A 25524-nucleotide genomic window follows, 5' to 3' on the forward strand; every position below is an offset into this window, starting at 1 on the left:
GTGAGAAGTCACTCACGACCGACCCGGCGGATCTTCGCCTTTCTCGCTGTCCTCCTCGTGCTGAGCACGGCGCTAGCCGGCCCGGCCGCTGCACACCGCAACGACGAGTCCTACGTGTACCTCGATGTCGGCGACGACGATCTGCGCGGCAGCGTGCAATTGCCCTATCCCGACGTGCGAACGGTGCTCGGTCTCACGCTGGCCGGATCGGTCGCAGAGCTCCGCGACGAGATCGAGGAGAACCTCGAACTTCTCCAGAACTATGCCGCCGATCGCACCTCAATCGGCAGCGAGAATGCTGAATGGACCCTGACCTTCGACTCGTTCGACCTGCTGGAAGAGGAGGGCGTCGACGGCGACGGGCTCGGCTACGTGATCCTCCCGTTCGTGGTCGAGCTCGGCGGCTCGGAGGTTCCACAACGAATCGTGGTCGAGTTCACGCCGTTTCTCGACGAGATCCCGGACCGCAACAACATCGCCCTGATCTCCAACGACTGGAAGCGAGGGGTCATCGGCAGCGAGGCGAACGAACTCGTGGTCTTCTCCGCCGACTCCCGGTCCGGGGTGATCGATCTCGGCGATGCAAGTCAGTGGAAGAACTTCGACGCCAGCATCGACCTCGGCATCGATCACATTCGCACCGGACCCGATCACATCTTCTTCATCCTCGTTCTCCTGCTGCCATCGGTCCTGGTACTCGGCCCGCGGGGATGGGAACCGGCGCCGCGGTTCCGATCGTCGCTCTGGCGAGTGCTCGTCGTGGCAACGATGTTCACTCTGGCCCACTCGATCACCTTCACGCTGGCCGGTCTCGATCTCGTCCCGCTTCCTCCCTCGAAGTTCACCGAGACGCTGATCGCGCTCTCGGTCGCCGTTGCTGCGCTCAACAACCTCAAGCCGATTCTCGGTCGTCGGGAATGGCTGATTGCATTCGTGTTCGGCCTGTTCCACGGACTGGGGTTCGCGGGATTCGTCGAGGATCTCGAGATCAACCGCGCCACGCAGCTGGTGTCCTTGCTCGGCCGCAATGTGGGGATCGAGATCGGTCAGGCGGTGATCGTTCTCATCACCTTCCCCGCCCTCTTCCTGCTGAGTCGCACCTCGCTCTATCGACGGTTCTTCGTCGCGGCGACTGTCGCGCTTGCGGCCGTCAGCACCGTGTGGGTGTTCGAGCGGCTCTTCGAGTTCGACGCGGGGATCAACGATTGGGTCGACAAGCTGGTGAAGTGGCCGCGTTCGCTGGTGCTCTGCGTCATCCTGACGGGCGTGATCGGGGCGTATGTGGCGTTCGCGCAACGCCGACGGCCTGCTCTGGTGGATGCATGACCGTGCCGAACGAGCGGCAGAAGATCGCGCCCGACGTCGTGGTGGGCGAGGGCGTCGTGATCAACGACTTCGTGAACCTCTACGGCTGCACCATCGGTGATGGGTCGATGATCGGCCCGTTCGTCGAGGTGCAGCGCGATGTCGTGATCGGTGTTCGCTGCAAGATCTCCAGCCACACCTTCGTCTGCAGCGGCGTCACGATCGAGGACGAGGTCTTCGTCGGCCACGGCGTGATGTTCACCAACGATCGACGTCCCCGAGCCACCAATCCCGATGGCTCGCCGCAAACCACGGACGACTGGACCTTGGAGCTCACCCACGTCGAACGGGGGGCGAGCATCGGTTCGGGCGCCACGATCCTGCCCGGTGTGCGCATCGGCGCCGGCGCCCTGGTTGCGGCTGGAGCGGTCGTCACGCGCGACGTCGATGCCGGCGCGACTGTCGCGGGCGTGCCGGCGCGACCGAGGTCGACGCCCTAGCGCTCAGCGCCGCGCTCGTTCGTAAGCGGCCAGGAGCGCGGGGACCTGGTGTTCCCAGGCAAGCACCTCTCGGGCCCGAGTTCGCCCGTCTTCGGCGAGTCGGCGGCGACGTTCGGGATCGTCGAGCAGCCGGCCGAGCGCGTCGGCGAGCGATCGCGGTGTGGCCTCGGTCGCGTATTCGGCGAGATCGCCGGCCGATCGTCGCGATTCGGCGAGGTCGTACATCGCGATCGGAGAACCCACGGCGAGGTACTCCAGCACCTTGATCATCGTGGACATCTCGTTGAGCGGGAGAGGCGGGTCCGGGCAGCAGCAGACGTCGGCTGACGCAAGGAGATCGGGCACTTCATCGGCGGGGATCCGCCCGGTGAAGGTCAGGTGACCGGAGATCCCGAGGTCGGCTCCGAGTTGCCGGAGCGATTCCAGCTCCGGGCCATCGCCGATCAGGAGGCACTGGACGTCGCGCCCGTCGACGACCAGATGATGCACCGCGTGAACCAGGTGGTCGACGCCGTCCTGCACCGCCATCGTCCCGACGTAGCCGATGAGTTCGGCGCGGCCGGCGTGCCATGCCGGGTCGGCGGTCGGCTCTGCAAAGCGGTCGAGTTCGGGTCCGTTGCGCACGACGAACACCCGGTCGGGTGCCTTCTGTCCGCGTTGGATCGCGATGTCGCGGTACGAGGTGTTGGTCGACATCACGACGTCGGCGCTTCGGAGACAGAGCCGCTCGGCCAGCTGCAGCGTTCGGTGCACGACACCGCCTACGGCATCGTCCGAGCGTTTCGAGATCCACAGCTCCGGCGAGAGGTCGTGATGATCGAACACGACTCCGGCGCCGAGCGCCTTGAGCGGCAGCGTGGAGAGGAACAACACATCGGGTGGATTGCAGAGTTGCACGACGTCGATGCGGCCGCGGGCGCGGATCCGGAGCGAACCCACGAGTACCTGGGCGACGGCGGCGGCGTACTCGGCGATGAATGCGACGGCGGAGTCCTTCGCTTCGGGGAGTCGGAAACGGTGAATCGAGATCTCGTCGACGACCTCGCGACGGGCTTCGGCGCGGCCGGATCGTGGGCAGAGGACGACGACCTCCCAACCGTGGTCCCGCAGGGCGCGAGCTTGATTCCAGACTCGCTGGTCGCCGGGCACCGACTCGTTCTCGACGACGATCAGGACGCGCTGCGTCGTCGTCACCGGGCGCCCCGTGGGTTCGCAACGAGAGCCCTCAGGGTCCAGACGATGATCCGGAGGTCGAGCAGGGGGTTCCGGCGAGCGACGTATTCGAGGTCGAGATCGAGCATGGTTCGCATGTCGACCTGATTTCGTGCGGTGGCCTGCCAGAGTCCGGTGATGCCGGGGAGAACTGCGAAACGGGCGTGATCCCCCTCGCGGTACAACTCGACCTCGTAGTCGAGAGCCGGGCGTGGACCGACGAGCGCCATCTCGCCGCGGACGATGTTGACCAACTGCGGGAGCTCGTCGAGCCCGGTGGCGCGCAGGAAGCGACCGACCCGGGTGATTCGATCATCGTTCTCGAGCTTGTACGTGCCGTCGGTTCCGGCCGAGGCGACGACTTCGTCCTCGCCGGCCGCGAGCAGCGTCGTGACATAGCTGCGGTGACGTTCGTCGCTGACGTCGACGCGCATCGAACGGAACTTCAGCATCGTGAACGTCTGCTGTCGGTGACCCACCCGTCGTTGTCGAAAGAGGGCCGGTCCGTCGGAATCGAGTCGGGTGAGCAGCGCGATCAGCAACAGGAGCGGGCTCAGTGCGACGAGCGCGACGAGCGCGATCGTCCGGTCGATCGCCGGTGTCGCGAATCGGTACCACGTTGCCCACCGAGCAGAACGCTGGGCGTCGTCGTCGCTCATGGCGAAACGACACGTCCGAGCTCGCTCGCGACTCGCGCGATCTGTTCGGAGGTCAGGTGCGGGAACATCGGCAGCGACACGATGTGGCGAGCCGCCTGCTCCACGACCGGCAACTCGCTCTGCCCGTCGCGTTGTAGCGCGGGCTGCAGGTGGCAGGGGATCGGATAGTGAACCGATGTTCCGATCCCACACATGGCGAGTGCGTCGCGGACCGCGTCCCGGTCGGGGACCCGGACGACCTCGAGATGATGGACGGCCTCGGCCTCTGATCGCACGGATACGGCGATGGCGTTGCTCGGCAGCAGCGTCGCATAGCTCGCGTGGACCCGACGCCGCGCCTCGTTCCAGGTGGAGACCTCATCGAGCTTGCGGTCGAGCACTGCGGCCTGCAGACCGTCGAGCCGACTGTTGCGACCGATGAGGTCGTGCAATGAACGGTCGGTCTCGGAACGCCCGTGATTGGCGATCGAACGGATCCGCGACGCCAAGGCCGCATCGTTCGTGACAACGGCACCACCATCGCCGAAGGCACCGAGGTTCTTGCCCGGGTAGAAGCTGAACCCGGCGGCGACCCCCCAGCTCCCGGCCGGCCGGCCGTCCCAGCGAGCGCCATGCGCCTGGGCCGCGTCCTCTATGCAGGCGATTCCGGCCCGATCACAGGCGGCGAGGATCTCGGGCATCGCCGCCATCTGCCCGTAGAGGTGGACGGGGATGGCGGCTGCGGTTCGAGCGGTGACGGCCGCGGTGATCTCCTCGGCGGTGACCAGCAATGTGTCGGGGTCGACATCGACGAACACCGGCGAGGCGCCCACGTTGTGGACGGCCTCCGCAGTCGCCAGGAACGTGTTGCCCGGGACGATCACCTCGTCGCCCGGTCCGATGCCGAGTCCACTGAGGATCAGTTCGAGCGCGTCGGTCCCGTTGGCGACCCCGACGCAGTGTCCGACGTCGCAGAAGGACGCGAACCGTTCCTCGAACCGATCGACGGCGCCGCCGCCGATGAATGCATTGTCGGCGGTGATCTCATGCCAGATGCGATCCAGGTCGACGCGCAAATCCTCGTGGAGGAGGGTGAGTTCGAAAAACGGGACGCCCGGCCCGTCCGCAGGAGAGGACACGGAACTACAGATCGCTGCGGCCCGCAGCCACCTCGGACAGCTTGACCGGCCTGCCCTCGGCAACCGCCAGTTGGGCTGCTTCGATCACTTCGACGACGCGAAGGCCGGCCTGCCCGTCACTGAGCGGTTGGGCGCCGGTGCGGATGCACTCGATGAAATGGTCGTTCTCAACTCTTAGGGGCTCCTCGAATTGCACGTGGGGCGAGACGATGTCGCCGTAGCGGTATTCGAGCGGATACTGGTGCATCTCGCCGAACTCGCCCACGCCGGGCTCCACGCCCATGTCGTAGATCCGGATGCGGTCGTCGTCGAGATCGTTGTTGACGACCATCTTCGTGTCGCCGACCACCGTCACCCGCCGGACCTTTCGAGGGTCGAGCCAGCTCACACGCACGTACGCAGTGACGTCCGGGTCCTCGTAACGCAGCTGGAGAATCGCCACGTCTTCCTGGGTACTCCCCCGGTGCGCTTGGGCGTTGGCAATGACCTCGACGGGCGCGGAGCGGAGGAGATAGTTGACGATGCTGATGTCGTGGGGAGCGAGATCCCAGATGACGTTGACGTCCTGTTGGTACAACCCGAGGTTGAGCCGTGCCGTGTCGATGTAGAGGGTGCGTCCCAGTTCGCCGCTCTCGATGATCTCCCGGAGCTTGCGGATACCGGCGTTGTATTCGAACGTGTGTCCGGCCATCAGCACGAGCCCCGCGGTTGCCGCTTGGCGGATGAGTTCGCGGGCTTCGTCGGCATTCGTGGTGAGTGGCTTCTCGATCAGCACGTGACAACCGTGAGCGAGGGCGGTTCGACCGAGCTCGTAGTGGCTCAGCGGAGGCGTGGCCACGATGACTGCGTCCATCTCGGCGGCGACCTCTTCGAGACTGGCTGCCGTCTCGGCCCGTGGAAATGCCCGCACCGCCTCCCGGCGGCGGTCGTCGTGGTGGTCGATCACGGTGACCGCGACCTCGGGAATGCCGTGCAGGACGCGGACGTGTTTCGATCCCCAGTAGCCATATCCAACCACTGCCACATTGAGGGTCATTGCCCCTGCTTTCCGTTTCGATATCGAGCGACACACCCAGGGTGGGAAGTCTCGCGCTGTATGTGGCAACCGTCCATGTGCAGTACCACTCTCGGTCTACGGAGCAGCCGGTAGTCCTGGATGCAAGGGTGGCGCGGCCGCACACCAGCGACAACAGGCGATTCGGCCTACCGATATCGAAGAGGCAGGCCGAGCGCGGTACCCTCCGGCGGTATCGGCACCTGGCCGTCGAAGACATTCCGAGACACGAGCCCGAGACACACGCGATGCGCAGCGACCCCCCCGACCCCCCGACGCCCGCCACGGTGGTCGACCTTCAGCCGGCGCGGCTGGTCGTTCTTGCGCTGCTCCGATGGATCTGGCTGATCGTGTCCGTCTGCGTCGCGACGTTCCTCATCACGGCCGGGATCACCGAGGAAGAGCCGGAATCTGCGGTCGCCGTCGCTCGACTCGGGTTGACCGACGAAGTCGTGTGGCCCTTCTACGACGCGGCGCGTGACCGCGTCGAGATCCTGGTGACGTCCGACGATTTCGAGACGCGAATCGAGGAGACCATCGGCGCCGAGCTCGCCGGGATCGGCGTCGAGGTACCGATCAACCAGGCCTACATCGAGCTCGTGGTCGAGGCCGAGACGGTCTCGACGGCCACGGCGGGCCGAGATGCCGCCGTCGAGGAGGTCACCGCGGCGAGCCTCGCCACTCGTCGGGTGAAGCTCGATCAGGAGCTGTCCGAACTGGCGATGGATCTGGCGGCCTCGGAAGAACTCATTGCCACCCTCGAAACCCAGATCGACGACGTGATCAGTCGACAGGTCGTGATCGGACTCCTGTTGGTCGATGACCCGGCTGATCCGGAGCTCCGCACCGAGGATCGCCTTCTCGACAGCGTCAGAAGTCGCCTCATCACCCAGCGCGACGGTCATGTGCGCACTTCGCAGGACCTCGAGCGCGACATCGACGAGGTGGAACGAGCGCAGGCGTCGCTGCAGCCCGAGGTGGAGCTCCTGCGGTTCTCCGAGGCACCGTCGTCGGACGATTCCGGGTTCGGTCCCGCGGCGGCTGCGACGGGCCTGGCGTTGATCGCCACCTCGCTGGCGGTCGTCATGTGGGACCGCGAGCGAGGACGGATCCGTCACCGGTGGTATCTGGAAGGCCCGTTGGGTCTCCCCGTGATCGGGTCGCTCCGGGTGGGCGAGAGCGCCGGCCAGGCAGCAGCCGTGGATCGGCTGATGACGGTTGTCGGTTCGGATGCAGAGAGGATCGGCATCGTCGCCGCCGGCGAGGTGGCTGCCGCCACGGTGATCGCTGATCTCGTCCCGGTCATGACCGGGACGGAGTCCGGCGCCGAGTCCGCCTCCGGCGTCGCCGCCACCTCGTTCGTCGATCTCGATTCGGAGTATGTCGACGACGATCAGGTCCGCTCTCTCACTCGAGGCTGCGATGCGATCGTCATGGTGTGTGGCTCCCGGCAGCGGGTTCACCAGCTGCGCGCGGTCGCGCGTCGGATCAGAGGCGCCGGAGGCCCGCTCGTCGGTGCGATCCTGGCGGCTCCGGAGTCCTGAACATGTCGCGCGTGGATGTCCGGCTGGCATCGCTGGCCGTCGGCGCGCAACTCTTCTTCACCGAACTCGACTTCTCCGCGGTCGGCCTGGCGGGCGCTGGACCCGACGTCGTCAAGTGGGCCGTGCTCGGCCCGCTCACCCTCCTCCCGGCGCTGGCGTTGCCGATGCTGTCCAGCCGTCTGAGCCGAGACCTGCTTCGTTCGCCGCAGGGGTGGATGTCCGCCTGGCTCGCTTGGTCGCTCGTGACCGTCCTCTGGTCCGTCGATCCCCAGCAGACCGCGCTCCAGGGTCTTGCAATCGTCGGCCTGTGGGTCTCCGGCTTCTGGTTCGTGACGACCTACGGCTTCGCCCCCCTCGGTCGGGTCGTGCTCCTCTCCGGCTCGGCGTTTCTCGCGCTGGGGCTGGTCCGAGATCTCGGTTCGTCCAACTATTCGCTCGACGGGAGTGAACGGTTCTTCGGAATCTCGTTCGCGGCGACCAATCTGGCCCGCTTCGGACTCCTCGTCCTTGTCGTTGCGGTCGCCGTCTGGCGCGACCCGAGATCGCGCCGACTCGCGACCCTCGCCGGCTCGCTTGCCGTCGTGGTCATCCTCGGCACCCACACGCGCACCGTGATCCTCGTGATCCTGCTGATCGCTGCGTACCTGCTCGGGCGGCGGCTCGGCTGGCGAATCGGACTGCTGGCGGGTGCGACTGTCGCAATCGCGGCCGTCGTGGTCATCTCGGTCGCCGGCGAGAGTTCTGTGGTCTCGCGTGGAGAGGGAGCGGCCGACATCGAGTCGATCAATGGGCGCTCCACCATCTGGGAGATCGCCGTCGATCTCGCTCGGGATGAGCCGCTGCTGGGCTTCGGCACGGCTACAGGAGAGTCGCTGTGGGTCGAGGCCGCCAACGATGGTGAGATCTCGTGGTTCGCCAGCAACAGCCACAATCTCGTTCTCGAACTCATGTTGACGCACGGACTCATCGGCACGGTGTTGTTCCTCGGCGGGATCGTGGCGTACTGGCGGCGATCGGGGTGGTCGCGCGATCCGATGCTCAATGCCGTCATGATCGCCATCCTGGCGACCGGCGTCACCGAGGCCGTGGTCAATCGCCCGTCGACTGCGATCCTGCTGTTGGGCGGGGTCTTGGCCGCGAGCATGACTCCCGGGCCGCGGTCGGCGAGAGTGTCCGACGACCGGCTGGTCGCCCGTCCTTGAACGACTACGAGACGCTCGTCGCGGCCGACTCGTGTGACGAGAACTCGCTCGCGTGTCGCCTCGCCGGCGCCATGCAGGCCGTTCGCGTGGGGGCACCGGTCGCCTGTCCTGACCCGCTCGTCACCGTTGGTGCGGGAGTGGCGGTGCCGGTCACGATCGCCTTCACACTGTGGGCGGCGCAACGGGCCGAGGAACTCGACCTCGAACGGCTCTACTTCGCCGGGCGGAACGGGTATCTGCCATGGGTGGCGTACGACCGCCTCCCGTCGCAGGTCACCGGGGACGTGCCGGGCACCTACATCCGAGTGTCTCGAGATGTCGTGCGCCAAGCGGCGGCGGCCCTCGACCCCGACCGTTGGATTGCGTGTGGGCACGAAACACCCACCTCGTTCCTGCGTCAACACGCGGACCGGATGCCGCTGCGCCGATTGCTCGGTCGGGCGGTCGCGGACCCCGAGCAACACCGGCAACTCCTGCACGGTCTCGGCCTCGAGCTCGACGCACCGCTTCCCGACGGTGCCGGCCCCGCGTGGCGGGCGGTGTTCGCTTCGCACGAGGTTCGCGACGCCATCGCAGAGACCGCGTCGAACGCGTTGCCGTTGCTTCGCGATTGGCTGGCGCAACACGGCTTCCTCGACAACGAAAGGGTCGGTCTGGTCGACGTTGGCTGGCGCGGTCAGCAGGCGGCCATGCTCGACCTCGTGCTCCAGCAGGCGGGCGGGGCCGACGTGCACCACCTTCACCTCGGCCGAAACAAGGTGGAGAGCCTCCTCACCGACGCGCGGATCGACCGCTACCTGATCGACGTCGAGCGTCCCCTGGTCAAGAACCCCGTGGCGTTGTTCGAGACGCTCTACGCAACGACCCAACCGGGGCTCACCGGGCTCCGGCGATCGCCCGGTGGCGTCGTGGAACCGGTGTTTCGCGAGGGGCCGGATCCCGTGGGCCGCAGCCCGCACATCCTCCCGCTTCGGGACCTCGTCATCTCTGCCGTCGATGCGATGGCACCGCGTCTCACGAGCGCCGACCGCGAGACCGAGTTGCGTCCGCGAGTCTGTGCCGTCGCTCGCCGCTTCTGGGAGTCGCCGACCCCAGCCGAAGCCCGTTGGTGGTCGACCCTCCCGTATGAGTTGGACGCCTCGGGTCGCCTCGTTCGACCGTTGGGCGCGCCGGTGCGCCTGGCGGAACTCCCGGACATCGTTCGCAGACGGTCGCTGGGTGATCGCCAGTGGAGCCGGGGCGCGGTGATGGCCTCGAGCCCCCTCATTCGCTACGGACTGTCCTTCGTGCAGCGACTGCCGCGGACACCGGCTCAGGCCCTCAGTGTCGCCGGCCGCGGGTAGCACTTCACCGACAGCCGTCGTGCGGCGAGAACGGCGAGGATCACATTCCACGAGACGTTGACACCGGCGCGGATCACGGCGACCCCCACGATCCCCCACGGACCGCCGACGAAATAGGCGCCCGCGGCGAGGGCAATGGCGTGCCCGCTCATGACCCACGCATAGCTCCGCTCTCCCCCCGTCATCGCAGTCACGAATCCCGATGGTCCCGACAGCGCATTGACGACGTTGCCGATGAGCAGGATCAGAAGCACCGAGCGGGCCTCGGTGTAGGTCTCGTCGAAGACGCGCAGGATCGGGTTCGCAGCAAACGCGACCGCAACGGCGAATGCCACCGTCGGCCCGAACGAGACGCGGATGGTCTGGTCGACGATCTTCTGGATCTCCTCGATCTCGCCGCGTTTGTACGCCGCAGTGATGCGCGGCGACACAACCGACTCGAGTCCGCTGTTGACGATGCGCCCCAGCACGGCGATCCGCGTTGCGACCCCGTACAGGGCGGCCTCCGTCGGGCCGAGAGTCCAGCCGATGACGATCACGTCGATGACCTGGAGCGCAGCGATGCCGATCTGTGCGACGAAGTCCGTCCGCGCCGACGTCGTCCACGTTCTCCGGTCGGCATGAGAAGGTCGAACGGATCGAGGCCCGGGCATCCATCGCCGGAGGCCGCAGTACTCCACGACTGCGACGGCGGCGACCGAGAGTGTCCACATGGCGAGGGCGAGGGTCGGGGTGGGTTCCAGGCTGGCGGTTGCCGCCAAGGCGGCGGCGAACAGCAGCGGCTGGACGATCTCGGTGAGAGAGAAGGCCGGGACGTAGCGGTGCGCCGCCTGGAGCAATGATCGCCACAGAGAGACCATCGCCAATGCCGGCGCAAGGAAGAAGCCGACGATGTAGACCCAGTCGAACTCGTCGGCTCCGATGACGTAGGTGCCGGACGCGAGACTGGCGATGGCGATGCCCAGCAGCAGCGTTTCGACTGACGAGCGCTGCACGAAACCTCGGTAGTGGGGCCAGTCCTGCTCGGTTTCGTATGCAGGGAGGTGACGGAGCGCGCTGAGCTTGTATCCGCGGCTCGGGATCTTCGCGAGCAACTCGCCCCAGCTGCGGGCGACGATGAACAGCCCGTACGCCGCCTGCGTCAACCAGTTGGCGAGGACGATCTGCAGTGCAAAGCGGATCGCCGTCCCGGCGAGGCTCGCACCGAGAGTGCCGATCGCGGCCAGGTTGACGCTCCCGTCGGACCCGGACATCTGTGAGAGCGACGAGCGGAGCCTCGCCCTCATCGTCCGCCCGTGACGTAGCCGCGGATGCGCGCCGATTGTTCGGCGCGCACGAACGCCGCGAATGCATCGGAGACCGGTCGTTGACGCCGCAATCCGGCCCACCCGTACCCCATCAGGCGGGCGAGCGCCCCCACGACGTAGGGCGGTTTGACTGTTCGTCGCGCGAGTTTGCCGAGCTCGAAGAGCGGGTGGTTCGCCAGGTCGTGGTCCTGGCGTCCTTTCCGGAACTCGGCGACCACGGGCCGGACGCCGCCGCCGGTGCCCATTCGTCGCGAATGCTGCACGACCAGCTCGGGGATGCAGCGGGTCGACCATCCGGCCCTGCGAGCATCGATGTTGGCTGCCGTGTCGATGCCGCCGTTGGGGAGCGTCCGGTATCCGCCGATCGCCTCCCAGACCTCGCGCCGGAACGTCTGCGTCGGACCGGGTACGTGATGTATCGGTGGGACTTCGAGCAGGACCCGGGAGCCAACGGGATGGGCGTAGACGCCACCCGTCACCCCGAGTGTCGGGTCTGCCGCGAATCTGGCGGCGACGGTCTCGAGATAGTCGTCCGGCAACACGACGTCGGCGTCGACGATGGCCACGATGTCGCCAGGGTGCTCGCGTGCGACGTCCCATCCAGCGGCGACCGCCCGCGCCTTGGCGCCGAACGATCGGCCGTCCTCGCGTTCTCGTCGTACGAGCACGAATTGATCGATACCGCACGCGGCGGCAGCAGTTCGGGCGGTTTCGGTGGTCGTGTCGGTGGACGCGTCGTCGACGACGAACCACACCTCGGGTTGTAGCGTCTGCGCGGCCACCGAAGCCACCAGTGCACCGATGTGATCGGCTTCGTTGTGCGCCGGTGTGATCATGATCACGGGCGGGCGGCTGGGCATCGTCGGTCCTGGGCTCCTGTGGGTGGCAACGCGATGCCGAGAGTACCGCCGACTCCGTGGAGGACGAGCCGTCGCAGCTGACGAGCGTCGCGTCACGAGGCCATACTGGGTCCGTGTCCGGCCCCGCTCCTTCGCCGCTTCGGGTCCTCGCGTGGCCTGGCTCCCGTTCACAGAACCCCTACACCGAACTGCTGTACGCCGCCGTCGGTGCGGCTGCCCGAGCCGACGGGCGCACGTTCGAGGTCGTGGAGTTCCGTCCCCACCGGGCTTGGCGGGAGCGGGCCGACGTCGTACACGTGCACTGGCCGGAGCTGTGTGTCGAGGCATCGTCGACCCCGAAGGCGCTCGTGAAGACCGCCGTTGTCCTGTTCGGGTTGCGGGTTCTCACCGCACGCGGCGCAGCGCTGGTGTGGACTCGCCACAACTCGTCCGGCCACGACCAGCCGCACCCCCGGATCGAGCGGTTCCTCCGTCGGCGATTCGAGGCGATGGTCGACGGGGTCATCGATCTCACCGACGCCGACTCTGCGCCGCCGAACGGGGCCGTGTGTCGAGTAGTGATCCGCCACGGAGACTACGCAGCCGCCTTGCCGCTTCGAGATCGTGAAGAGGCTCGGCGGGAGCGTGGACTCGAACCCGAGAACACGCTGCTCGCATCGGTCGGCACCATTCGCCCGTACAAAGAGGTGCCGATGCTCGTGAGAGCTTTCGCCGAGGCGACGCCGCGCCTTCCCGATGCCCGTCTCCTCGTCGCCGGTCGGCCGGCATCCGCGGAGCTCGGCCGCGAGGTCGCGACCGCTGCCGGGCGTGCGCCCGTGGCGCTGGAGCTCGGATGGCTCGACGACGATGCAATGGCCGGGGCGCTCGCCGCCGCCGATGTCGTCGTGCTGAGCTACCGGCGTCTCGAGAACAGCGGTGTCGCGCTGCTCGCCCTGACCGCCGGACGCCCGGTCGCGGCAACCGATGGCCCTGCAGTGCGGGATCTGCTCGACCTCGTCGGCGACGAATGGGTTCGTCCGCTCGCTCACCCCGTCGGTGCCGCGTCCCTGGTCGATCTCGTCCAGTGGGCTCGCCGGCCTCGCACCGGGAGGCCTGATCTCTCGGCCTTCTCGTGGCCCGAGATCGGTCGACGCACGTTGCAGTTCTACGACGAGGTGCGATGCAACTAGCGTCGACCGGTGTGAACTCCCCGCGTCCCACTGCTCTCGTCACCGGCGCCAGTCGGGGGCTGGGCAAGGCCATTGCGATCTCACTGGCCGGCGCCGGCTACGACGTGGCCATCACCGCCCGCACGCTCGTCGACGGCGAGCGCCGGCTCGAGGACGACGAGGCGATCGTCGTCCCCGGAGGACTCGACACCACGGCGGCGGCGATCGAGGCTGCCGGCGGTCGGGCGGTGCCGCTCTTCATGGACCTGCTCGACCGGTCCACGGTCATCAGGGCGGTGCACGACGCGCTCGCCGAACTCGGACGCATCGACGTGGTCGTCAACAACGCCATCTACCAGGGACCCGGCGCGATGGTGGAGTTCCTCGAACTCGACGACGACCAGCTGGGCAAGCTCTTCGAGGGCAACCTGTTCGCCCAGATCGCGCTGCTCCACGAGCTGCTGCCCGTGATGATCGCGGCCGGCGGTGGCACGGTCGTCAACATGATCTCCGCGACCGCCTATGTCACCCCCAGGAGCCGCATCGGGAAGGGTGGGTGGGGTATGGGCTACGCGATGACCAAAGCCGCGTTCGCTCGGGTGGCACCCCTGCTCGAGGTCGAACACCGCGAGGACGGCATCCGAGCGTTCAGCGTGGATCCCGGGCACGTGCCGACCGAACGCCAGGTGGCGGCGGGTCGGGCCACGCAGTACGAGAACGACTACGCCGCCGGCACGCCGCAGGCCATCGGTGCGGCCGTCGCCTGGCTCTGCACGAGCGACGAGGCGGAGGAGCATCGGGGTCGGGTGGTGCTCGCCCAGGAGATCACGCAGGAACACGGGCTGGTCTGACGGATGACCATCATCCACGGACACTGTGATCCGGCTTTCACCGGCGTGCAGCAGGGCTTCGCGGAGAACTTCGCCGAGGGCGATCTCGGCGCCTCGTGCGCCGTGATCCATGCGGGTGAACTGGTGGTGGACCTCTGGGGTGGGCACCGCGACGTCGCCGCCACCGAACCGTGGCAACGCGACACGATCGTCAACGTGTGGTCGACCACCAAGATGATGGCCGCGCTGTGTGTGCTGATGCTCCACGACCGCGGCGAGTTGTCGGTCGACGATCCGGTGGCCGACCACTGGCCGGCGTTCGGTGCGAACGGCAAGCAGGGCGTGCGCATCCGGCACCTGCTGAGTCATACGGCCGGTCTTCCCGGTTACGACGACCCGGTCGACGAGGAGGAGATGTTCGACACCGCCGAGTGTCTGACCCGCCTCGCTGCCCAGACACCCTGGTGGGAGCCCGGTACCGCCTCCGGCTATCACGCGTCGACCCAGGGCCCGCTGCTCGGGGAGGTCGTGCGTCGGGTCGACGGTCGCCCGTTGGGGACGTTCTTTCGGGAGGAGATCGCCGGGCCGCTCGGCGCCGACTTCCACATCGGCACACCCGACGAGGAGTTCGGACGCATCGCCGAGATGCGAACCGACGAGATGCGTGAAGGGGTGGGCGGCGGGACGGGAATGGCCGCCCGGGCGTCACGGGGCGAGCCGTCCCATCTCCCATGGGTCAACACCGACCGGTGGCGCCGGTTCGAGCAACCCGCCGGCAACGGCCATGGCAACGCGCGCTCGGTCGCGACGATCGTCTCGTGTCTTTCGCGCGGCGGCGTCGTCGATGGTCACCGGCTGCTCTCGCCGGCGACGATCGAACGTTGTTTCGATGTGCAGGCCGACGGCACCGATCTGATCCTCGACCTCCCGACGAAGTTCGGCATCGGGTTCGGCCTGCCCTCCGAGGGAATGCCGCTCGGCATCAACGACCGAACCCTCTTCTGGGCCGGTTGGGGCGGTTCGATGGCGGTTGTCGACGTCGAGAACGACCTCACCGTCGTCTACGTGATGAACCGGATGCTCGAGGGTGACGTCGGCGGCATGCGAGCGGCCCGGGTGGTCTTCGCCGCACACGCCGCAGGGTCGGCCATGCGCGGCAGCTGAGATCAGATGTTCGTGAGCGGATGGTTGACATCGACCAGACCGCGCGAGGAGAGGTCGAGCAGGGGATCGCCGGCCCGGTGGCCGAACGGCGGCTCGTCGTAGCCGAGGGCCGCGTCGGCGCCCTCCTGGGCGACCCGACGTTGCTCCCGGTGGCCGAGGAACGCGGCGAGCGACACGAGGCCCATGCCGATCACCCCGGTCACGACCGATGGCGCCAGAAGCTTGAGGCTCGTGGCCCGTACCACGATCTCGACCGACGTGAAGCCGGTGTACGCACCAGCGGCGTAGGGAAGGCCGATGGCGGCAAGGGCGCCGGTCAGGCCGAATGCGAGCCCCCATCGGCCGATGGCGCCGGCCACCCGATGTCGGTGGGGGTGGATGGCGAGGCCGGCCGGGATCAGCAGGATCGGCAGCAGCGACAGGAGAAGGAGCCGGTTCAGGAGCGTGACGGTGCCCGTGAGGTCGCGCAACGACTCGGGCTCGATGACCCACAGTGCCGCGTCCTCGGGCACCACGGTCGCGAGGCGGGGCGACTCGCGGGCGATCACGTCCAGGGTGGCCTCGGTCAGCGGGCCGAGTTCGACGGCGGTGTTCTCTCGTTCGTCGAGCATGCGTGAGTGCAGTTCTTCCGCCAGAACGCGCAGTTCGGTCTGCACGGCGGGGTCGTCCACGATTCCCGGGGCGATCCGTTCGGCTTCTTCGGCGACGTCGAGGCCGTAGACCGCAGCGATCTCGGCCATCTCCGGACCGACGAGATCCTGCTCTATGCCGGCCGCCACCTCGCGCTCGAGCTCGGCCCGGGCGACTGGATCGTCGAGAGCGGTCTCGAAGGCGACCGACGTTGCGCCGGTGTCGAGGGCGATCATCCGCAGACCGATGATCGCCATGGCGGTTGTGAGGGCGACGATGCCGATGCCGACGAGAACGGTGGCGGAACGAGTCCGCAGCCGTTGGTTCTTGTTGACGGCAGGCACTCGGGAGGGGCGAGGCGGCGCATCGAGATAGACGCTGCCGGTGCGCTGCTGCATCGATGTCCCTCCGATCCGATTCGGTTGTGGCGTCGACCGGAATGGCCGGCGCTCGGTTGCGCGGACTCTCTTTCTTCGGAAGGGAACGGCGAGAGGTGTAGAGGAAGGTTCTCCTCGGCCTGGGCCGCGGTGCCCAACTTCCGCGGGGCCTGGGTCGGACGACCCACGTTCGATGCGCGAAACTCCCCGCCGGGGACATTCCCCACGACGAGGAGCCGAAATGACGTTGGAGAACCGTGCGGTCGTGCAGTCGCTCGCAGATGCCTGGGCGGCCCAGGACATCGAGCTGATCATGAGTCACTTCACCGACGACATCGTGTACCACAACATGCCGATGGAACCGGCGGAGGGCACCGATGCCGTGCGGGCCACCATCGAGGGCTTCCTCGCCATGGCGGACTCGATCCACTTCGAGACACTCAACGAGGTGTCCGACGGTGACGTCGTGCTCAACGAGCGGGTCGACACCTTCGTGATCGGCGGCAATCCGACGCCGGTCAGGGTGATGGGCACGTTCGAGCTGCGCGACGGCAAGATCGCCCGCTGGCGCGACTACTTCGACATGGCCGGTTTCACGGGCGGCTGATGCCGACGCTCGAAACCCCGACGTGACGGGCTTCCCCATCGCCAGTGTCCACGAGGCCGCCGCGCGCCTCGAGGGTGTCGCCCATCGCACCCCGGTGCTGACCAGCACCACGCTCGACGCACGAGTGGGTGCCCGGGTCTGGATGAAGGCCGAGTGCTTCCAGCGAACAGGCTCGTTCAAGTTCCGAGGGGCGTACAACGCCGTGGCGTCGCTGTCCGATACCGCGCGGGTCGGTGGAGTGGTCACCTACAGCTCCGGCAACCACGGTCAGGCGCTCGCGCTCGCCGGCTCGCTCCTGGGCGCAGCGGTCACCGTCGTGATGCCCGACGACGCACCGGCGGCGAAGCGGGCGGCCGTCGAGGGCTATGGCGCACGTGTGGTCGCCTACGACCGCTACGGGGCGAGCCGAGAGGAGATCGGCGCCCGGATCGTGCAGGACACCGGCGCGATCCTGATCCCGCCGTTCGATCACGACGACGTGATGGCGGGTCAGGGCACCGCCACACTCGAGTTGCTCGACGTCGCGGCGAACATCGACACGCTGGTGGTGCCGGTGGGCGGTGGCGGCCTCATCGCCGGCAGTGCGACCGCAGCGAAGCACGTCGGAGGGATCCGCGTCGTGGGCGTCGAGCCGGAGACCGGCAACGACGCGCAACGGTCGCTTGCCGCGGGAAGCATCGTCACGATCGACACGCCGCGAACGATCGCCGACGGCCAACAGACCACGTCGGTGAGCGAGCGGACGTTCGCGGTCATGCGCGAACGGGTCGACGAGATCGTCACCGTGACCGACGCCGAGATCCGCGACGCGATGGTGTTCGCGTTCGAGCGTCTCAATGTCGTGCTCGAGCCGAGCGGCGCATCCGCGCTCGCCGCGGTCATGGCGGGCGCGGTCGGACCCGCCGAACGTGTCGGCGTGATCCTGTCCGGCGGCAACATCGGCGCCGCCGGGTTCGCGGCGATCGTCGGGGACTAGGAAGCGACCACGGTGTCGGTGTCGACACCCGAGCGCATCACCTTGCCGGGGAGGGCATCGGTGACGGTGCCGTCGACGACGGTCGTGACCCCGTTGACGAGCACGCGCTTGATGCCGGTGGCCTCGGCGTAGAGGCGCTTGCTGTCGCCGGGAAGGTCGAAGACGAGTTCGACCTCGGTGGCACCGATCTCGTCGGGGTCGAAGATGACGATGTCGGCGAAGTACCCCTCGGCGAGACGGCCACGATCACGCAGGCCGAAGAGGCGGGCCGGCACGTCGGTGATGTGGCGGATCGCGTTCTCCATGGTGGTCAGCCTGCGGCCCCGTAGGCAGTCGTCGAGCCAGGCGGTGGTGTAGGTGGCGCCGGCCATGCGGTCGAGGTGCGCGCCGGCATCGGAGCCGCCGATCATGACCGCGTCGTGCTCCCAGGCTTCGGCCCGCAGACGCCAGCTCTCGGGATCGTCGTCGGTGGGCAGCGGCCACCACACGGTGCGAAGGTCGTCCTCGATCGAGATCTCGACCATGGTGTGGAACGCGCGCTTGCCGCGCTCGCGGGCGATGTCGCCGAGTCGGCGACCCTTGAGGCCCTCGTTGGCATCGCTGTAGGTGTCGCCCACCAGATAGTTGTCCCACCCGGTGAGACGACTGAACACGCCCGCCTCGGGCAGGGCCGACTGGTTCTCGAGCCAGGTGATGACCTCGGGGTCACGCAGCTTCTCGATGCGCTCGGGGTAGTCGAGACCGAAGATCGTCTTCCACTCGGGCAGCTGGTGCAGGGCGCAGAACGAGCCGAGGCTCATGTTCATGCCGACCAGGATCGGCATCGTCAGTGCGACCACCCGTGCGCCCGCCTCGTTCGCCTTCTCGCAGGCCTGGATCTGGTTGAGGTAGGCCTCGGGCCGGGCGGAATCGATCGTCAGGACGTTCCAGTTGAGCGGCCGGTTGCCCTCGACCGACATCTTGGTCATCAACTCGACCTCGTCGTCGTTGAACCCGTTGAGACAGCCGTCGGCGACCCACTCGAGGGTGGTGCCGTCGTGTCGGGCGGTCTCGCGGCAGAGCTCGAGCACCTCCTCCTCGGCGGCCCACCGGCTCGGCACGGGGTTGCCGTCCCAGTCGTTGTGGGTGAACGAACGTCCGGTCGAGAAGCCGATGCCGCCGGCCTCGATCGACTCCTTCAGCATCTGGCGCATCGCGGCGACCTGCTCGGTGGTCGCTTCCTTGCCCACGGCATCGTCTTTCATCACGACTCGGCGCAGCGCGCAGTGACCGACCAGGAATCCGACATTGATGGCGGTGCCGTTCTCATCGACGCGGTCGAGGTACTCCCCGAAGGAGTGCCAGTTCCACGGCACGCCCTGTTCGAGCGCCTCGAGGGCCATGCCCTCGACCTTCACCATCATGCGCTTGAGGTACTCGCCGTCGGCTTCGTCGCCGAGCGGGGCGAGCGTGAAGCCACAGTTGCCGGCGATCATCGAGGTGACCCCGAAGAAGTTCGACGGTGTGGAATGCGGATCCCAGAAGAGTTGGGCGTCGTAGTGGGTGTGGGGGTCGACGAACCCCGGGCACACCGTGAGGCCGGTGGCGTCGATCGTCTCCGCCGCGTCCTCGGTGACGTTGCCGATGGCCACGATGCGGCCGTCACGGACGCCGATGTCCGCCTGGATTCCGGCAGCGCCGGTGCCGTCGACAACGGTGCCACCCTTGATGATCACGTCGAGCATTGTGAGCCGTCCTCCGATCGAGATGATCGTCATCGTATGGCGACGACGCCGTTTCTGACGAGTCGTCAGCTAGCGGTCATCGTTCGGCGGTGCGAGGCTCACCGGTATGAGTGAGCGCATCGAACAGCTGCTGGCCGACATGACCACCGAAGAGAAGGTGGCGACAGTGACCGGGTCGGACATGTGGCACACCCGAGCCAACGATCGTCTCGGAATCCCGAAGATGAAGGTCACCGATGGGCCGAACGGGGCGCGCGGTGACGGGCTGATGGGCACAGGGGCGATGACGGCCTGCATCCCCTCGGGCGCCGCGCTCGGCGCGACGTGGGATCCGGCTCTGGTCGAGCGACTCGGCGAGGTGCTGGGCGACGAGGCGCGGGCGAAGAAGGCCCACGTGCTGCTCGCGCCGACGATCAACCTCCATCGTTCGCCGAAGGGCGGCCGGAACTTCGAGTGCTACAGCGAGGACCCCGTGCTGACCGGTCGGCTCGCCACAGCGTTCGTCGAGGGCGTGCAGTCGAAGGGCGTCGCCACGACGCCGAAGCACTTCGTGGGCAACGACTCCGAGTTCGAGCGGAACTCGATCGACACACAGGTCGACGAGCGCACGCTGCGCGAGGTCTACCTGGTGCCCTTCGAGCACGCGGTCAAGGACGGTGGTGCCTGGGGGGTCATGAGCGCCTACAACCGGCTCAACGGCACCTTCTGTTCGGAGAGTGAGTGGCTCCTCACGTCGGTCCTGCGCGACGACTGGGGGTTCGACGGGTTCGTGGTCACCGACTGGTTCGCGGCTCGCTCGACGGTCGCCATGGCCGACGCCGGTCTCAGCCTCGAGATGCCCGGCGAGGGAAAGTTCTACGGTCCTGCCCTGCTCGCGGCGATCGAGGCGGGCGAGGTCGCCACCGCGGCGCTCGACCGGATCACGCTCGACGTGCTGCGCGCGATGGAACGCACCGGGGCCCTGGACGGCGACGGCGACTTCACGGAAGAGACCCTCGACCGCGCCGAGGACCGGGCGGTCATCCGGGCTGCGGCTGCGGCCGGTTCTGTGCTCCTGCGCAACGACGGCATTCTCCCCCTCGACGGCGGATCACTCACCAAGATCGCGATGATCGGGCCCAACGCCTTCAGCGCCAAGGTGATGGGTGGCGGCTCGGCCAAGGTCAACTCGTATCGGGCGACATCACCGTTCGACGCGCTGGCCGAACGGCTTCCCGGTGTCGAGGTGAACTGGGAGAAGGGCAGCGACATCGACCGGACCACGCCGCCGCTCGGCCGTCCGCTGGTCGACGGCAAGGTGTCGTTTGCGTACCACGACGGGCAGGACCTCGAGGGCGACCCGGTCGTCACCCTGCAGCGGTCGACGCTCGAGATGCTGGCCTTCGGCCCGCCGGCGGAGGGTGTGTCGGCGGAATCCTTCTCGGTCCGGGCGTCGTGCACCGTCGTGCCTGCGGTCGACGGTCTCCACGAGTTCCGATTGGTGCAGTGCGGGCGGGCCCGGGTGCTCGTCGACGGCGAGGTCGTCATCGACGCGACCCAGGGCGACGTGCCCTCGGGTACCGCGTACTTCGGATTCGGCAGCGCAGAGATCCCTGGCCCGCTCGAGCTCAGGGCCGGGGTGCCGGTCGAGGTGGTGGTCGAGTTCTCGAACCGCGACGCGGTCCTGCTCGGTGGCTTCACCGTCGGCGTGGTCACCCTGGTCGAGGAGGACCTGCTCGGCCGGGCCGAAACGCTCGCCGCCACCAGCGACATCGCCATCGTCGTGGTCGGCACCAACGACGACTGGGAGACCGAGGGCCGCGATCGCGACCTCTGGGAACTCCCGGGCGATCAGCCCGAACTGATCCGGCGGGTGTGCGCGGCCAACCCCCGCACGATCGTGGTGGTGAACGTCGGCGCCCCCCACGACATGAGTTGGCTCGATGCGCCCGCCGCGGTGCTCAGCGTCGGGTTCGGCGGACAGGAACTCGGCGATGCGGTGGTCGACATGCTGCTCGGCGACGTGGAACCGAGTGGCCGGGCACCCACGACGATCGGCGCCCGCTACGAACACTTCGCGGCCTACCCGAACTATCCGGGTGAGAACAGCGTGGTGCGCTACGGCGAGGGCCTGTTCGTCGGCCATCGTTTCCACGACGTCATGGACATCGAGCCCGCGGTGGCCTTCGGTTCCGGCCTCGGCTACACGAGCTTCTCGATCGGTGCGCCCCGTGGTGCCACCCACGCCGCACCGGGCGACACGATCACGGTGGCCGTCGATGTCACCAACACCGGTGATCGGTCGGGGTCCGAAGTGGTGCAGGTCTATGTCGAGCCGATCGACCCGTCGGTGCTCCGCCCCGTGCGGGAGCTCAAGGCCTTCCGCAAGATCACGCTGGAGCCGGGGGCCACCGAAACGGTGACGCTCGAGCTCGATCCGCGCGCGTTCGCGTACTACGACGTCGGCGATCAGGAGTGGGAGAGCCTTCAGGCAGGTATGCCGGTGCCGGCCCACGGCGACACCCGGCATCGTCAGACCGCAGGATGGTACGTCGACCCCGGCCGCTACCGGATCGTCGTCGGTCGCTCGTCCCGGGAGTTCGCCGGCGATCTGTTGGTCACTCTCGACGGCGAGGAGGCGTTCCTCGATCGCTGAGCCGGCCTCAGACGGCCGTGAAGCCGATCAGGTTGTGGGTGACGATCGCGTCGTCGGCGCCGCGATCGTGCACCTTCACCACGGCATTGTCGTCGCCGATCGGTTCGACAATGGCCTCGAACGGGCCGACGCGCCCCATCGTGATGTAGCGGACATCGAAGCTGGTGGCGACGAGCGAACGACCGGATGCCTCGAGCTGACGCAGTGCCGCGAGTTCGGCCAGCAACGCGGCCACCCCTCCCTGCAGGATGCCGGCGGGGTTGAGCAGGTCTCGACGATGGTCGACCTGGAGACCGTGCGCGGTGGGCTGCGCCGCCAACAGATCGACCAGCGGGGCGTCCGGCGGTTGCCAGACCGACATCGAGTCGCTCGGGAAGTGGGGGCGGGGCGGGTCCTGTTCGCGACGGGCCAGGCGAACGAAGGTCGACACGCCGGTTGCGGTGGCGTTGCCGTCGTCGTCGACCATGGGGAGGTCCACCGAGATCGTCCGCCCGGCCCGTTGCACGACCGGCGTGCCCGTGATGCGACCGGTGCCCGTCGGGTCCCGCCGGATTCCGATGTCGACCGTGAAGCTCCAGTCGTCGCCGGAGGCCATCTCGGCGGCCCAGCCGGCACCGACATCGACGAGCATCACGAGCGTGGCCGCGAACGGCACGTCGTGGTGGCAGATCTCGGGCGACACCTGGAGCCAACACTCGGCGTGGTCGCCCACGCGTCGCATGTGCGCGCCCATCTGGGTGAGCACGGATCGGGGTTGTCCGGGATCGTTCACCGGTCGGAAGCTAGCGCCCCGCGCGGAGCGCAGGCGAAGTCGATCAGGCCGGGTCGTTGACCGGTGCGGCGCTGCGCAGCGCGACGCCGAGGCCGATGAGCAGTGTCGCCACCATCACGAGGATCATGATCTCGCGCGGACCGGTGTCGGCGAGGTCGTCCTCCTGCACCACGCTCGTGCCGAGCACCTCGACGTCGGGTTCGGTCTCCTCGACGACGTCTTCGGTCTCCTCGACGACGTCGGCCCCTGGCGTGACGATCTGGAACGCCTGATTGGTGCGGGCCTCGTCGCCCACGAAGACGGCGATGCCCTCGGCGGGGATGTTCCAGTTCACGACCATGATCGCTTGGCCGCTCGCGTCGGTGGTCGTCGCCACGACCTCGGTGAGATCGCAGTTGGCCGTCGACGGGTCGAGTTCGTCGCCCTCGGCGGGAACGGTGCAGGGCACGGTGTAGATCGGCGTGTCCGGCGTGAAGTCGGTCACCTCGATCGTGAGTTCGACATCGCCTTCCGGCGGTGCCGCCGGCGTGACCTCGATCTCGGCCGCCAGCGCGATGCCGGTACCGGCCATGGTGGTGCCGATCACCGCGAACAGCACGGTCGCCAGAATTCGCCTCATGTCGTTCCCCTCCAACGGGTTGTCGCCGGAGGGCCACTCCGGCACCACGCAGAGTAGCAGGGCAACCACAGCTTGTCATCTCCCGTCGGGAAAGCCGGGAACGAAACGCGGTGTCGCGGCGTTTCCTTCTCCGCTGGGCCAGTGTTGGACCACGCAGCGTTGAACCCAAGAGGAGAGCCCATGCGTTTCGGACGCGACAAGCAGACCATGCCCGAGCCGGCGGACGCCCTGCCCGGTCGTCCCGATCCGGTGCCGGTTCCCGACGCCCACCTGGTCCTGGGGACGCCGCTCGACGGGCCCTACCCCGACGGGATGGAGACGGCGTTGTTCGGCCTCGGCTGTTTCTGGGGGGCCGAGAAGTTCTTCTGGGGCCTCGACGGCGTCCACACGACAGCCGTCGGCTACGCGGGCGGCTTCACGCCGAATCCCACCTATGAAGAGGTGTGCACCGGGCGCACCGGTCACAACGAGGTGGCGTTGGTGGTGTTCGACCCCAGCGTGGTCTCCTACGAGCAGCTCCTGAAGGTCTTCTGGGAGGTCCACGACCCCACCCAGTTCATGCGTCAGCACAACGACATCGGCACCCAGTACCGCAGCGAGATCTACGTCTACTCCGACGAGCAGCGGGCGACGGCCGAGGCGAGCAAGGCCCGCTACCAGGACGCGTTGAGCAGCCGCGGTTTCGGCGAGATCGAGACCACCATCGTCGATGCGCCGACGTTCTATTTCGCCGAGCCGTACCACCAGCAGTATCTCCACCGGAACCCCGGCGGCTACTGCAACCACGGCGTCTGCCAGGTCCCCTACGCCCTTGCCGAGACCTGACGCCCCTCCATCACCCACCCCAAAACCCGGCAACTTGATGGAGTTGACCACCGCGAAGGTGGTCAACCCGCATCAATTTGCGGGGTGGGGGGGTCAGATGGATTGGGCGGGGAAGCCGGGGCCCTCGTGGTCGGTGCCGTTCATGTTGGCGTTGAGTCGGGCGGCCTTCATCAGCTTCTCCATGACGGGGCCGAGATCCGACGGGTCGTCGGTCTGGGTCTCGACCGGGCCGAGGTGCCAGCCCTCGGCGATGCCGAGCTTGGGACCACGGATGTCGAACACGCGACCGGTGACGTTGGCACCCTCGGGCGAGGCGAGCCAGGTGGTCACGATCGAGATCCAGCGCGGCGACATGGCTTCCATCATCTCGTCGGTGAGGTTGTCCTCGCCGCCCATCAGCGGGATGGTGAGCCGCGAGACCGCGGTGGGGGCGAGACAGTTGACGGTGACGCCGTACTTCACGAGCTCCTGCGCGGCGATCACGGAGAACGCGGCGATGCCGGCCTTGGCGGCGCCGTAGTTGGTCTGGCCGACGTTGCCGTAGATGCCGGAGGGCGACGCGGTGTTGATGATGCGGCCGTAGACCTCTTCGCCGGCCTTGGCCTTGGCGCGCCAGTGCACGGAGGCGTGGTGGGCCGGGCCGAAGGTGCCCTTGAGGTGGACGGCCATGATGGCGTCCCAGTCCTCTTCGGTCATCGAGAACAGCATGCGATCGCGCAGGATGCCGGCGTTGTTGACGACGATGTGGATGTCGCCGAACGTGTCGATGGCCTGATCGATCATGGCCTTGGCCTCGTCGAACTTCGCGACGTTGCCGCCGTTGACGACGGCCTTGCCGCCCATGGCCTCGATCTCGGCCACGACCTCCTGGGCCGGGCTGGCGTCGCCGCCCTCGCCGTGGATGTCGCCGCCCAGGTCGTTGACGACCACGGACGCGCCGTGCTCGGCGAACATCAGGGCGTGTTCGCGGCCGATTCCTCGTCCGGCACCGGTGATGAGAGCGACCTTGCCCTCGAGAAGCTTGCTCATGTCCCCTCCCGGGGGTTTGGTTCTCGTCCCGGCCCGCCGCGTTGGGCGGTGTCCGGTCCGCCGGATGGCGGGATGTGAACGATC

Annotated in this window: 23 protein-coding genes; 12 read left to right on the forward strand and 11 right to left on the reverse strand. The window is 67.7% G+C overall.

All coding sequences use genetic code 11. The annotated features are described in order from the left end of the window. Both RIB98_17600 and RIB98_17605 read left to right on the forward strand, forming a co-directional pair. On the forward strand, positions 1 to 1326 hold the full coding sequence (locus tag RIB98_17600; protein MEQ8842798.1) for a HupE/UreJ family protein: 1326 nt from the start codon (positions 1 to 3) through the stop codon (positions 1324 to 1326). Next, complete coding sequence (locus RIB98_17605) at positions 1323 to 1805, forward strand: DapH/DapD/GlmU-related protein (protein ID MEQ8842799.1); 483 nt, start codon at positions 1323 to 1325, stop codon at positions 1803 to 1805. Before RIB98_17600 ends, RIB98_17605 begins: the two co-directional genes overlap by 4 nt. 3 nt (positions 1806 to 1808) lie before the next feature. Here the strand turns inward: RIB98_17605 and RIB98_17610 are convergent, their stop codons facing one another. From RIB98_17610 to RIB98_17625, 4 genes are read right to left on the reverse strand one after another with little or no spacing between them, the layout of a single operon-like run. After that, positions 1809 to 2999 carry a glycosyltransferase family 4 protein gene (locus RIB98_17610; protein MEQ8842800.1) on the reverse strand — a complete coding sequence of 397 codons (1191 nt, stop codon included), beginning with the start codon at positions 2997 to 2999 and terminating at the stop codon, positions 1809 to 1811. Beyond that, positions 2996 to 3676 (reverse strand): sugar transferase, encoded by a 681-nt coding sequence (locus RIB98_17615; protein ID MEQ8842801.1) that lies wholly within the window; start codon positions 3674 to 3676, stop codon positions 2996 to 2998. Before RIB98_17615 ends, RIB98_17610 begins: the two co-directional genes overlap by 4 nt. Beyond that, a complete protein-coding gene (locus RIB98_17620; GenBank protein ID MEQ8842802.1) occupies positions 3673 to 4794 on the reverse strand; it encodes a DegT/DnrJ/EryC1/StrS family aminotransferase in 1122 nt (373 codons plus the stop codon). The genes RIB98_17615 and RIB98_17620 overlap by 4 nt, the downstream gene beginning before the upstream one ends. A gap of 4 nt (positions 4795 to 4798) precedes the next feature. Further along, positions 4799 to 5830 carry a Gfo/Idh/MocA family oxidoreductase gene (locus RIB98_17625; GenBank protein ID MEQ8842803.1) on the reverse strand — a complete coding sequence of 344 codons (1032 nt, stop codon included), beginning with the start codon at positions 5828 to 5830 and terminating at the stop codon, positions 4799 to 4801. A 266-nt stretch (positions 5831 to 6096) separates the two neighbouring features. On the opposite strand from RIB98_17625, the gene RIB98_17630 reads away from it, so the two are divergent. From RIB98_17630 to RIB98_17640, 3 genes are read left to right on the forward strand one after another with little or no spacing between them, the layout of a single operon-like run. After that, complete coding sequence (locus tag RIB98_17630; protein MEQ8842804.1) at positions 6097 to 7392, forward strand: hypothetical protein; 1296 nt, start codon at positions 6097 to 6099, stop codon at positions 7390 to 7392. Positions 7393 to 7403: 11 nt separating this feature from the next. Continuing rightward, the gene (locus RIB98_17635) at positions 7404 to 8594 is read left to right on the forward strand and encodes an O-antigen ligase family protein (protein ID MEQ8842805.1); all 1191 of its coding nucleotides are present in this window, start codon (positions 7404 to 7406) and stop codon (positions 8592 to 8594) included. Continuing rightward, positions 8591 to 9937 carry a hypothetical protein gene (locus tag RIB98_17640; GenBank protein ID MEQ8842806.1) on the forward strand — a complete coding sequence of 449 codons (1347 nt, stop codon included), beginning with the start codon at positions 8591 to 8593 and terminating at the stop codon, positions 9935 to 9937. Before RIB98_17635 ends, RIB98_17640 begins: the two co-directional genes overlap by 4 nt. Here RIB98_17640 and RIB98_17645 read toward each other — a convergent pair. Both RIB98_17645 and RIB98_17650 read right to left on the reverse strand, forming a co-directional pair. Further along, positions 9907 to 11223 carry a lipopolysaccharide biosynthesis protein gene (locus RIB98_17645; GenBank protein MEQ8842807.1) on the reverse strand — a complete coding sequence of 439 codons (1317 nt, stop codon included), beginning with the start codon at positions 11221 to 11223 and terminating at the stop codon, positions 9907 to 9909. The genes RIB98_17640 and RIB98_17645 overlap by 31 nt on opposite strands. Then, positions 11220 to 12104, reverse strand: coding sequence for a glycosyltransferase (locus RIB98_17650; protein ID MEQ8842808.1), 885 nt, complete (start codon positions 12102 to 12104; stop codon positions 11220 to 11222). Before RIB98_17650 ends, RIB98_17645 begins: the two co-directional genes overlap by 4 nt. Positions 12105 to 12217: 113 nt before the next feature. On the opposite strand from RIB98_17650, the gene RIB98_17655 reads away from it, so the two are divergent. Genes RIB98_17655 through RIB98_17665 form a run of 3 tightly spaced genes read left to right on the forward strand, consistent with a single transcriptional unit; the run spans position 12218 to position 15246 of the window. Further along, a complete protein-coding gene (locus tag RIB98_17655; protein MEQ8842809.1) occupies positions 12218 to 13273 on the forward strand; it encodes a glycosyltransferase in 1056 nt (351 codons plus the stop codon). Positions 13274 to 13284: 11 nt separating this feature from the next. Continuing rightward, complete coding sequence (locus tag RIB98_17660; GenBank protein ID MEQ8842810.1) at positions 13285 to 14103, forward strand: SDR family oxidoreductase; 819 nt, start codon at positions 13285 to 13287, stop codon at positions 14101 to 14103. A gap of 3 nt (positions 14104 to 14106) precedes the next feature. Further along, positions 14107 to 15246: a serine hydrolase domain-containing protein gene (locus tag RIB98_17665; GenBank protein MEQ8842811.1), complete on the forward strand. Its 1140-nt coding sequence runs from the start codon at positions 14107 to 14109 to the stop codon at positions 15244 to 15246. A gap of 2 nt (positions 15247 to 15248) precedes the next feature. On the opposite strand, the gene RIB98_17670 is transcribed toward RIB98_17665, so the two are convergent. Next, the gene (locus tag RIB98_17670; protein MEQ8842812.1) at positions 15249 to 16274 is read right to left on the reverse strand and encodes a hypothetical protein; all 1026 of its coding nucleotides are present in this window, start codon (positions 16272 to 16274) and stop codon (positions 15249 to 15251) included. A 220-nt stretch (positions 16275 to 16494) separates the two neighbouring features. On the opposite strand from RIB98_17670, the gene RIB98_17675 reads away from it, so the two are divergent. Further along, positions 16495 to 16860, forward strand: coding sequence for a limonene-1,2-epoxide hydrolase family protein (locus tag RIB98_17675; GenBank protein MEQ8842813.1), 366 nt, complete (start codon positions 16495 to 16497; stop codon positions 16858 to 16860). A 22-nt stretch (positions 16861 to 16882) separates the two neighbouring features. Continuing rightward, positions 16883 to 17836, forward strand: coding sequence for a pyridoxal-phosphate dependent enzyme (locus tag RIB98_17680; GenBank protein ID MEQ8842814.1), 954 nt, complete (start codon positions 16883 to 16885; stop codon positions 17834 to 17836). Here RIB98_17680 and RIB98_17685 read toward each other — a convergent pair. Further along, positions 17833 to 19593, reverse strand: a complete 1761-nt coding sequence (locus RIB98_17685; GenBank protein ID MEQ8842815.1) for an amidohydrolase family protein — start codon at positions 19591 to 19593, stop codon at positions 17833 to 17835. The genes RIB98_17680 and RIB98_17685 overlap by 4 nt on opposite strands. Positions 19594 to 19666: 73 nt before the next feature. Here RIB98_17685 and RIB98_17690 point away from each other — a divergent pair, with 73 nt between their 5' ends. After that, positions 19667 to 22195, forward strand: coding sequence for a glycoside hydrolase family 3 N-terminal domain-containing protein (locus RIB98_17690; protein ID MEQ8842816.1), 2529 nt, complete (start codon positions 19667 to 19669; stop codon positions 22193 to 22195). A gap of 7 nt (positions 22196 to 22202) precedes the next feature. On the opposite strand, the gene RIB98_17695 is transcribed toward RIB98_17690, so the two are convergent. Beyond that, positions 22203 to 22967: a hypothetical protein gene (locus RIB98_17695; protein MEQ8842817.1), complete on the reverse strand. Its 765-nt coding sequence runs from the start codon at positions 22965 to 22967 to the stop codon at positions 22203 to 22205. Positions 22968 to 23010: 43 nt separating this feature from the next. Beyond that, the gene (locus RIB98_17700; GenBank protein MEQ8842818.1) at positions 23011 to 23586 is read right to left on the reverse strand and encodes a hypothetical protein; all 576 of its coding nucleotides are present in this window, start codon (positions 23584 to 23586) and stop codon (positions 23011 to 23013) included. A gap of 180 nt (positions 23587 to 23766) precedes the next feature. Between RIB98_17700 and msrA the strand changes: the two genes are divergently transcribed. Continuing rightward, on the forward strand, positions 23767 to 24411 hold the full coding sequence (gene msrA, locus RIB98_17705) for a peptide-methionine (S)-S-oxide reductase MsrA (GenBank protein ID MEQ8842819.1): 645 nt from the start codon (positions 23767 to 23769) through the stop codon (positions 24409 to 24411). A 93-nt stretch (positions 24412 to 24504) separates the two neighbouring features. On the opposite strand, the gene RIB98_17710 is transcribed toward msrA, so the two are convergent. Further along, the gene (locus tag RIB98_17710) at positions 24505 to 25440 is read right to left on the reverse strand and encodes an SDR family NAD(P)-dependent oxidoreductase (GenBank protein MEQ8842820.1); all 936 of its coding nucleotides are present in this window, start codon (positions 25438 to 25440) and stop codon (positions 24505 to 24507) included. Positions 25441 to 25524 lie beyond the last annotated feature (84 nt).

This window comes from Acidimicrobiales bacterium, assembly GCA_040219515.1.
GTDB lineage: Bacteria > Actinomycetota > Acidimicrobiia > Acidimicrobiales > Aldehydirespiratoraceae > JAJRXC01.

Excerpts from the sequence above, each read along its gene's own strand:
- RIB98_17605 (MEQ8842799.1), top strand. The coding sequence starts at position 1,323 with ATGACCGTGCCGAACGAGCGGCAGAAGATCGCGCCCGACGTCGTGGTG.
- RIB98_17615 (MEQ8842801.1), bottom strand. The coding sequence starts at position 3,676 with ATGAGCGACGACGACGCCCAGCGTTCTGCTCGGTGGGCAACGTGGTAC.
- RIB98_17625 (MEQ8842803.1), bottom strand. The coding sequence starts at position 5,830 with ATGACCCTCAATGTGGCAGTGGTTGGATATGGCTACTGGGGATCGAAA.
- RIB98_17630 (MEQ8842804.1), top strand. The coding sequence starts at position 6,097 with ATGCGCAGCGACCCCCCCGACCCCCCGACGCCCGCCACGGTGGTCGAC.
- RIB98_17645 (MEQ8842807.1), bottom strand. The coding sequence starts at position 11,223 with ATGAGGGCGAGGCTCCGCTCGTCGCTCTCACAGATGTCCGGGTCCGAC.
- RIB98_17650 (MEQ8842808.1), bottom strand. The coding sequence starts at position 12,104 with ATGCCCAGCCGCCCGCCCGTGATCATGATCACACCGGCGCACAACGAA.
- RIB98_17665 (MEQ8842811.1), top strand. The coding sequence starts at position 14,107 with ATGACCATCATCCACGGACACTGTGATCCGGCTTTCACCGGCGTGCAG.
- RIB98_17670 (MEQ8842812.1), bottom strand. The coding sequence starts at position 16,274 with ATGCAGCAGCGCACCGGCAGCGTCTATCTCGATGCGCCGCCTCGCCCC.
- RIB98_17675 (MEQ8842813.1), top strand. The coding sequence starts at position 16,495 with ATGACGTTGGAGAACCGTGCGGTCGTGCAGTCGCTCGCAGATGCCTGG.
- RIB98_17685 (MEQ8842815.1), bottom strand. The coding sequence starts at position 19,593 with ATGACGATCATCTCGATCGGAGGACGGCTCACAATGCTCGACGTGATC.
- RIB98_17690 (MEQ8842816.1), top strand. The coding sequence starts at position 19,667 with ATGAGTGAGCGCATCGAACAGCTGCTGGCCGACATGACCACCGAAGAG.
- RIB98_17700 (MEQ8842818.1), bottom strand. The coding sequence starts at position 23,586 with ATGAGGCGAATTCTGGCGACCGTGCTGTTCGCGGTGATCGGCACCACC.
- msrA (MEQ8842819.1), top strand. The coding sequence starts at position 23,767 with ATGCGTTTCGGACGCGACAAGCAGACCATGCCCGAGCCGGCGGACGCC.
- RIB98_17710 (MEQ8842820.1), bottom strand. The coding sequence starts at position 25,440 with ATGAGCAAGCTTCTCGAGGGCAAGGTCGCTCTCATCACCGGTGCCGGA.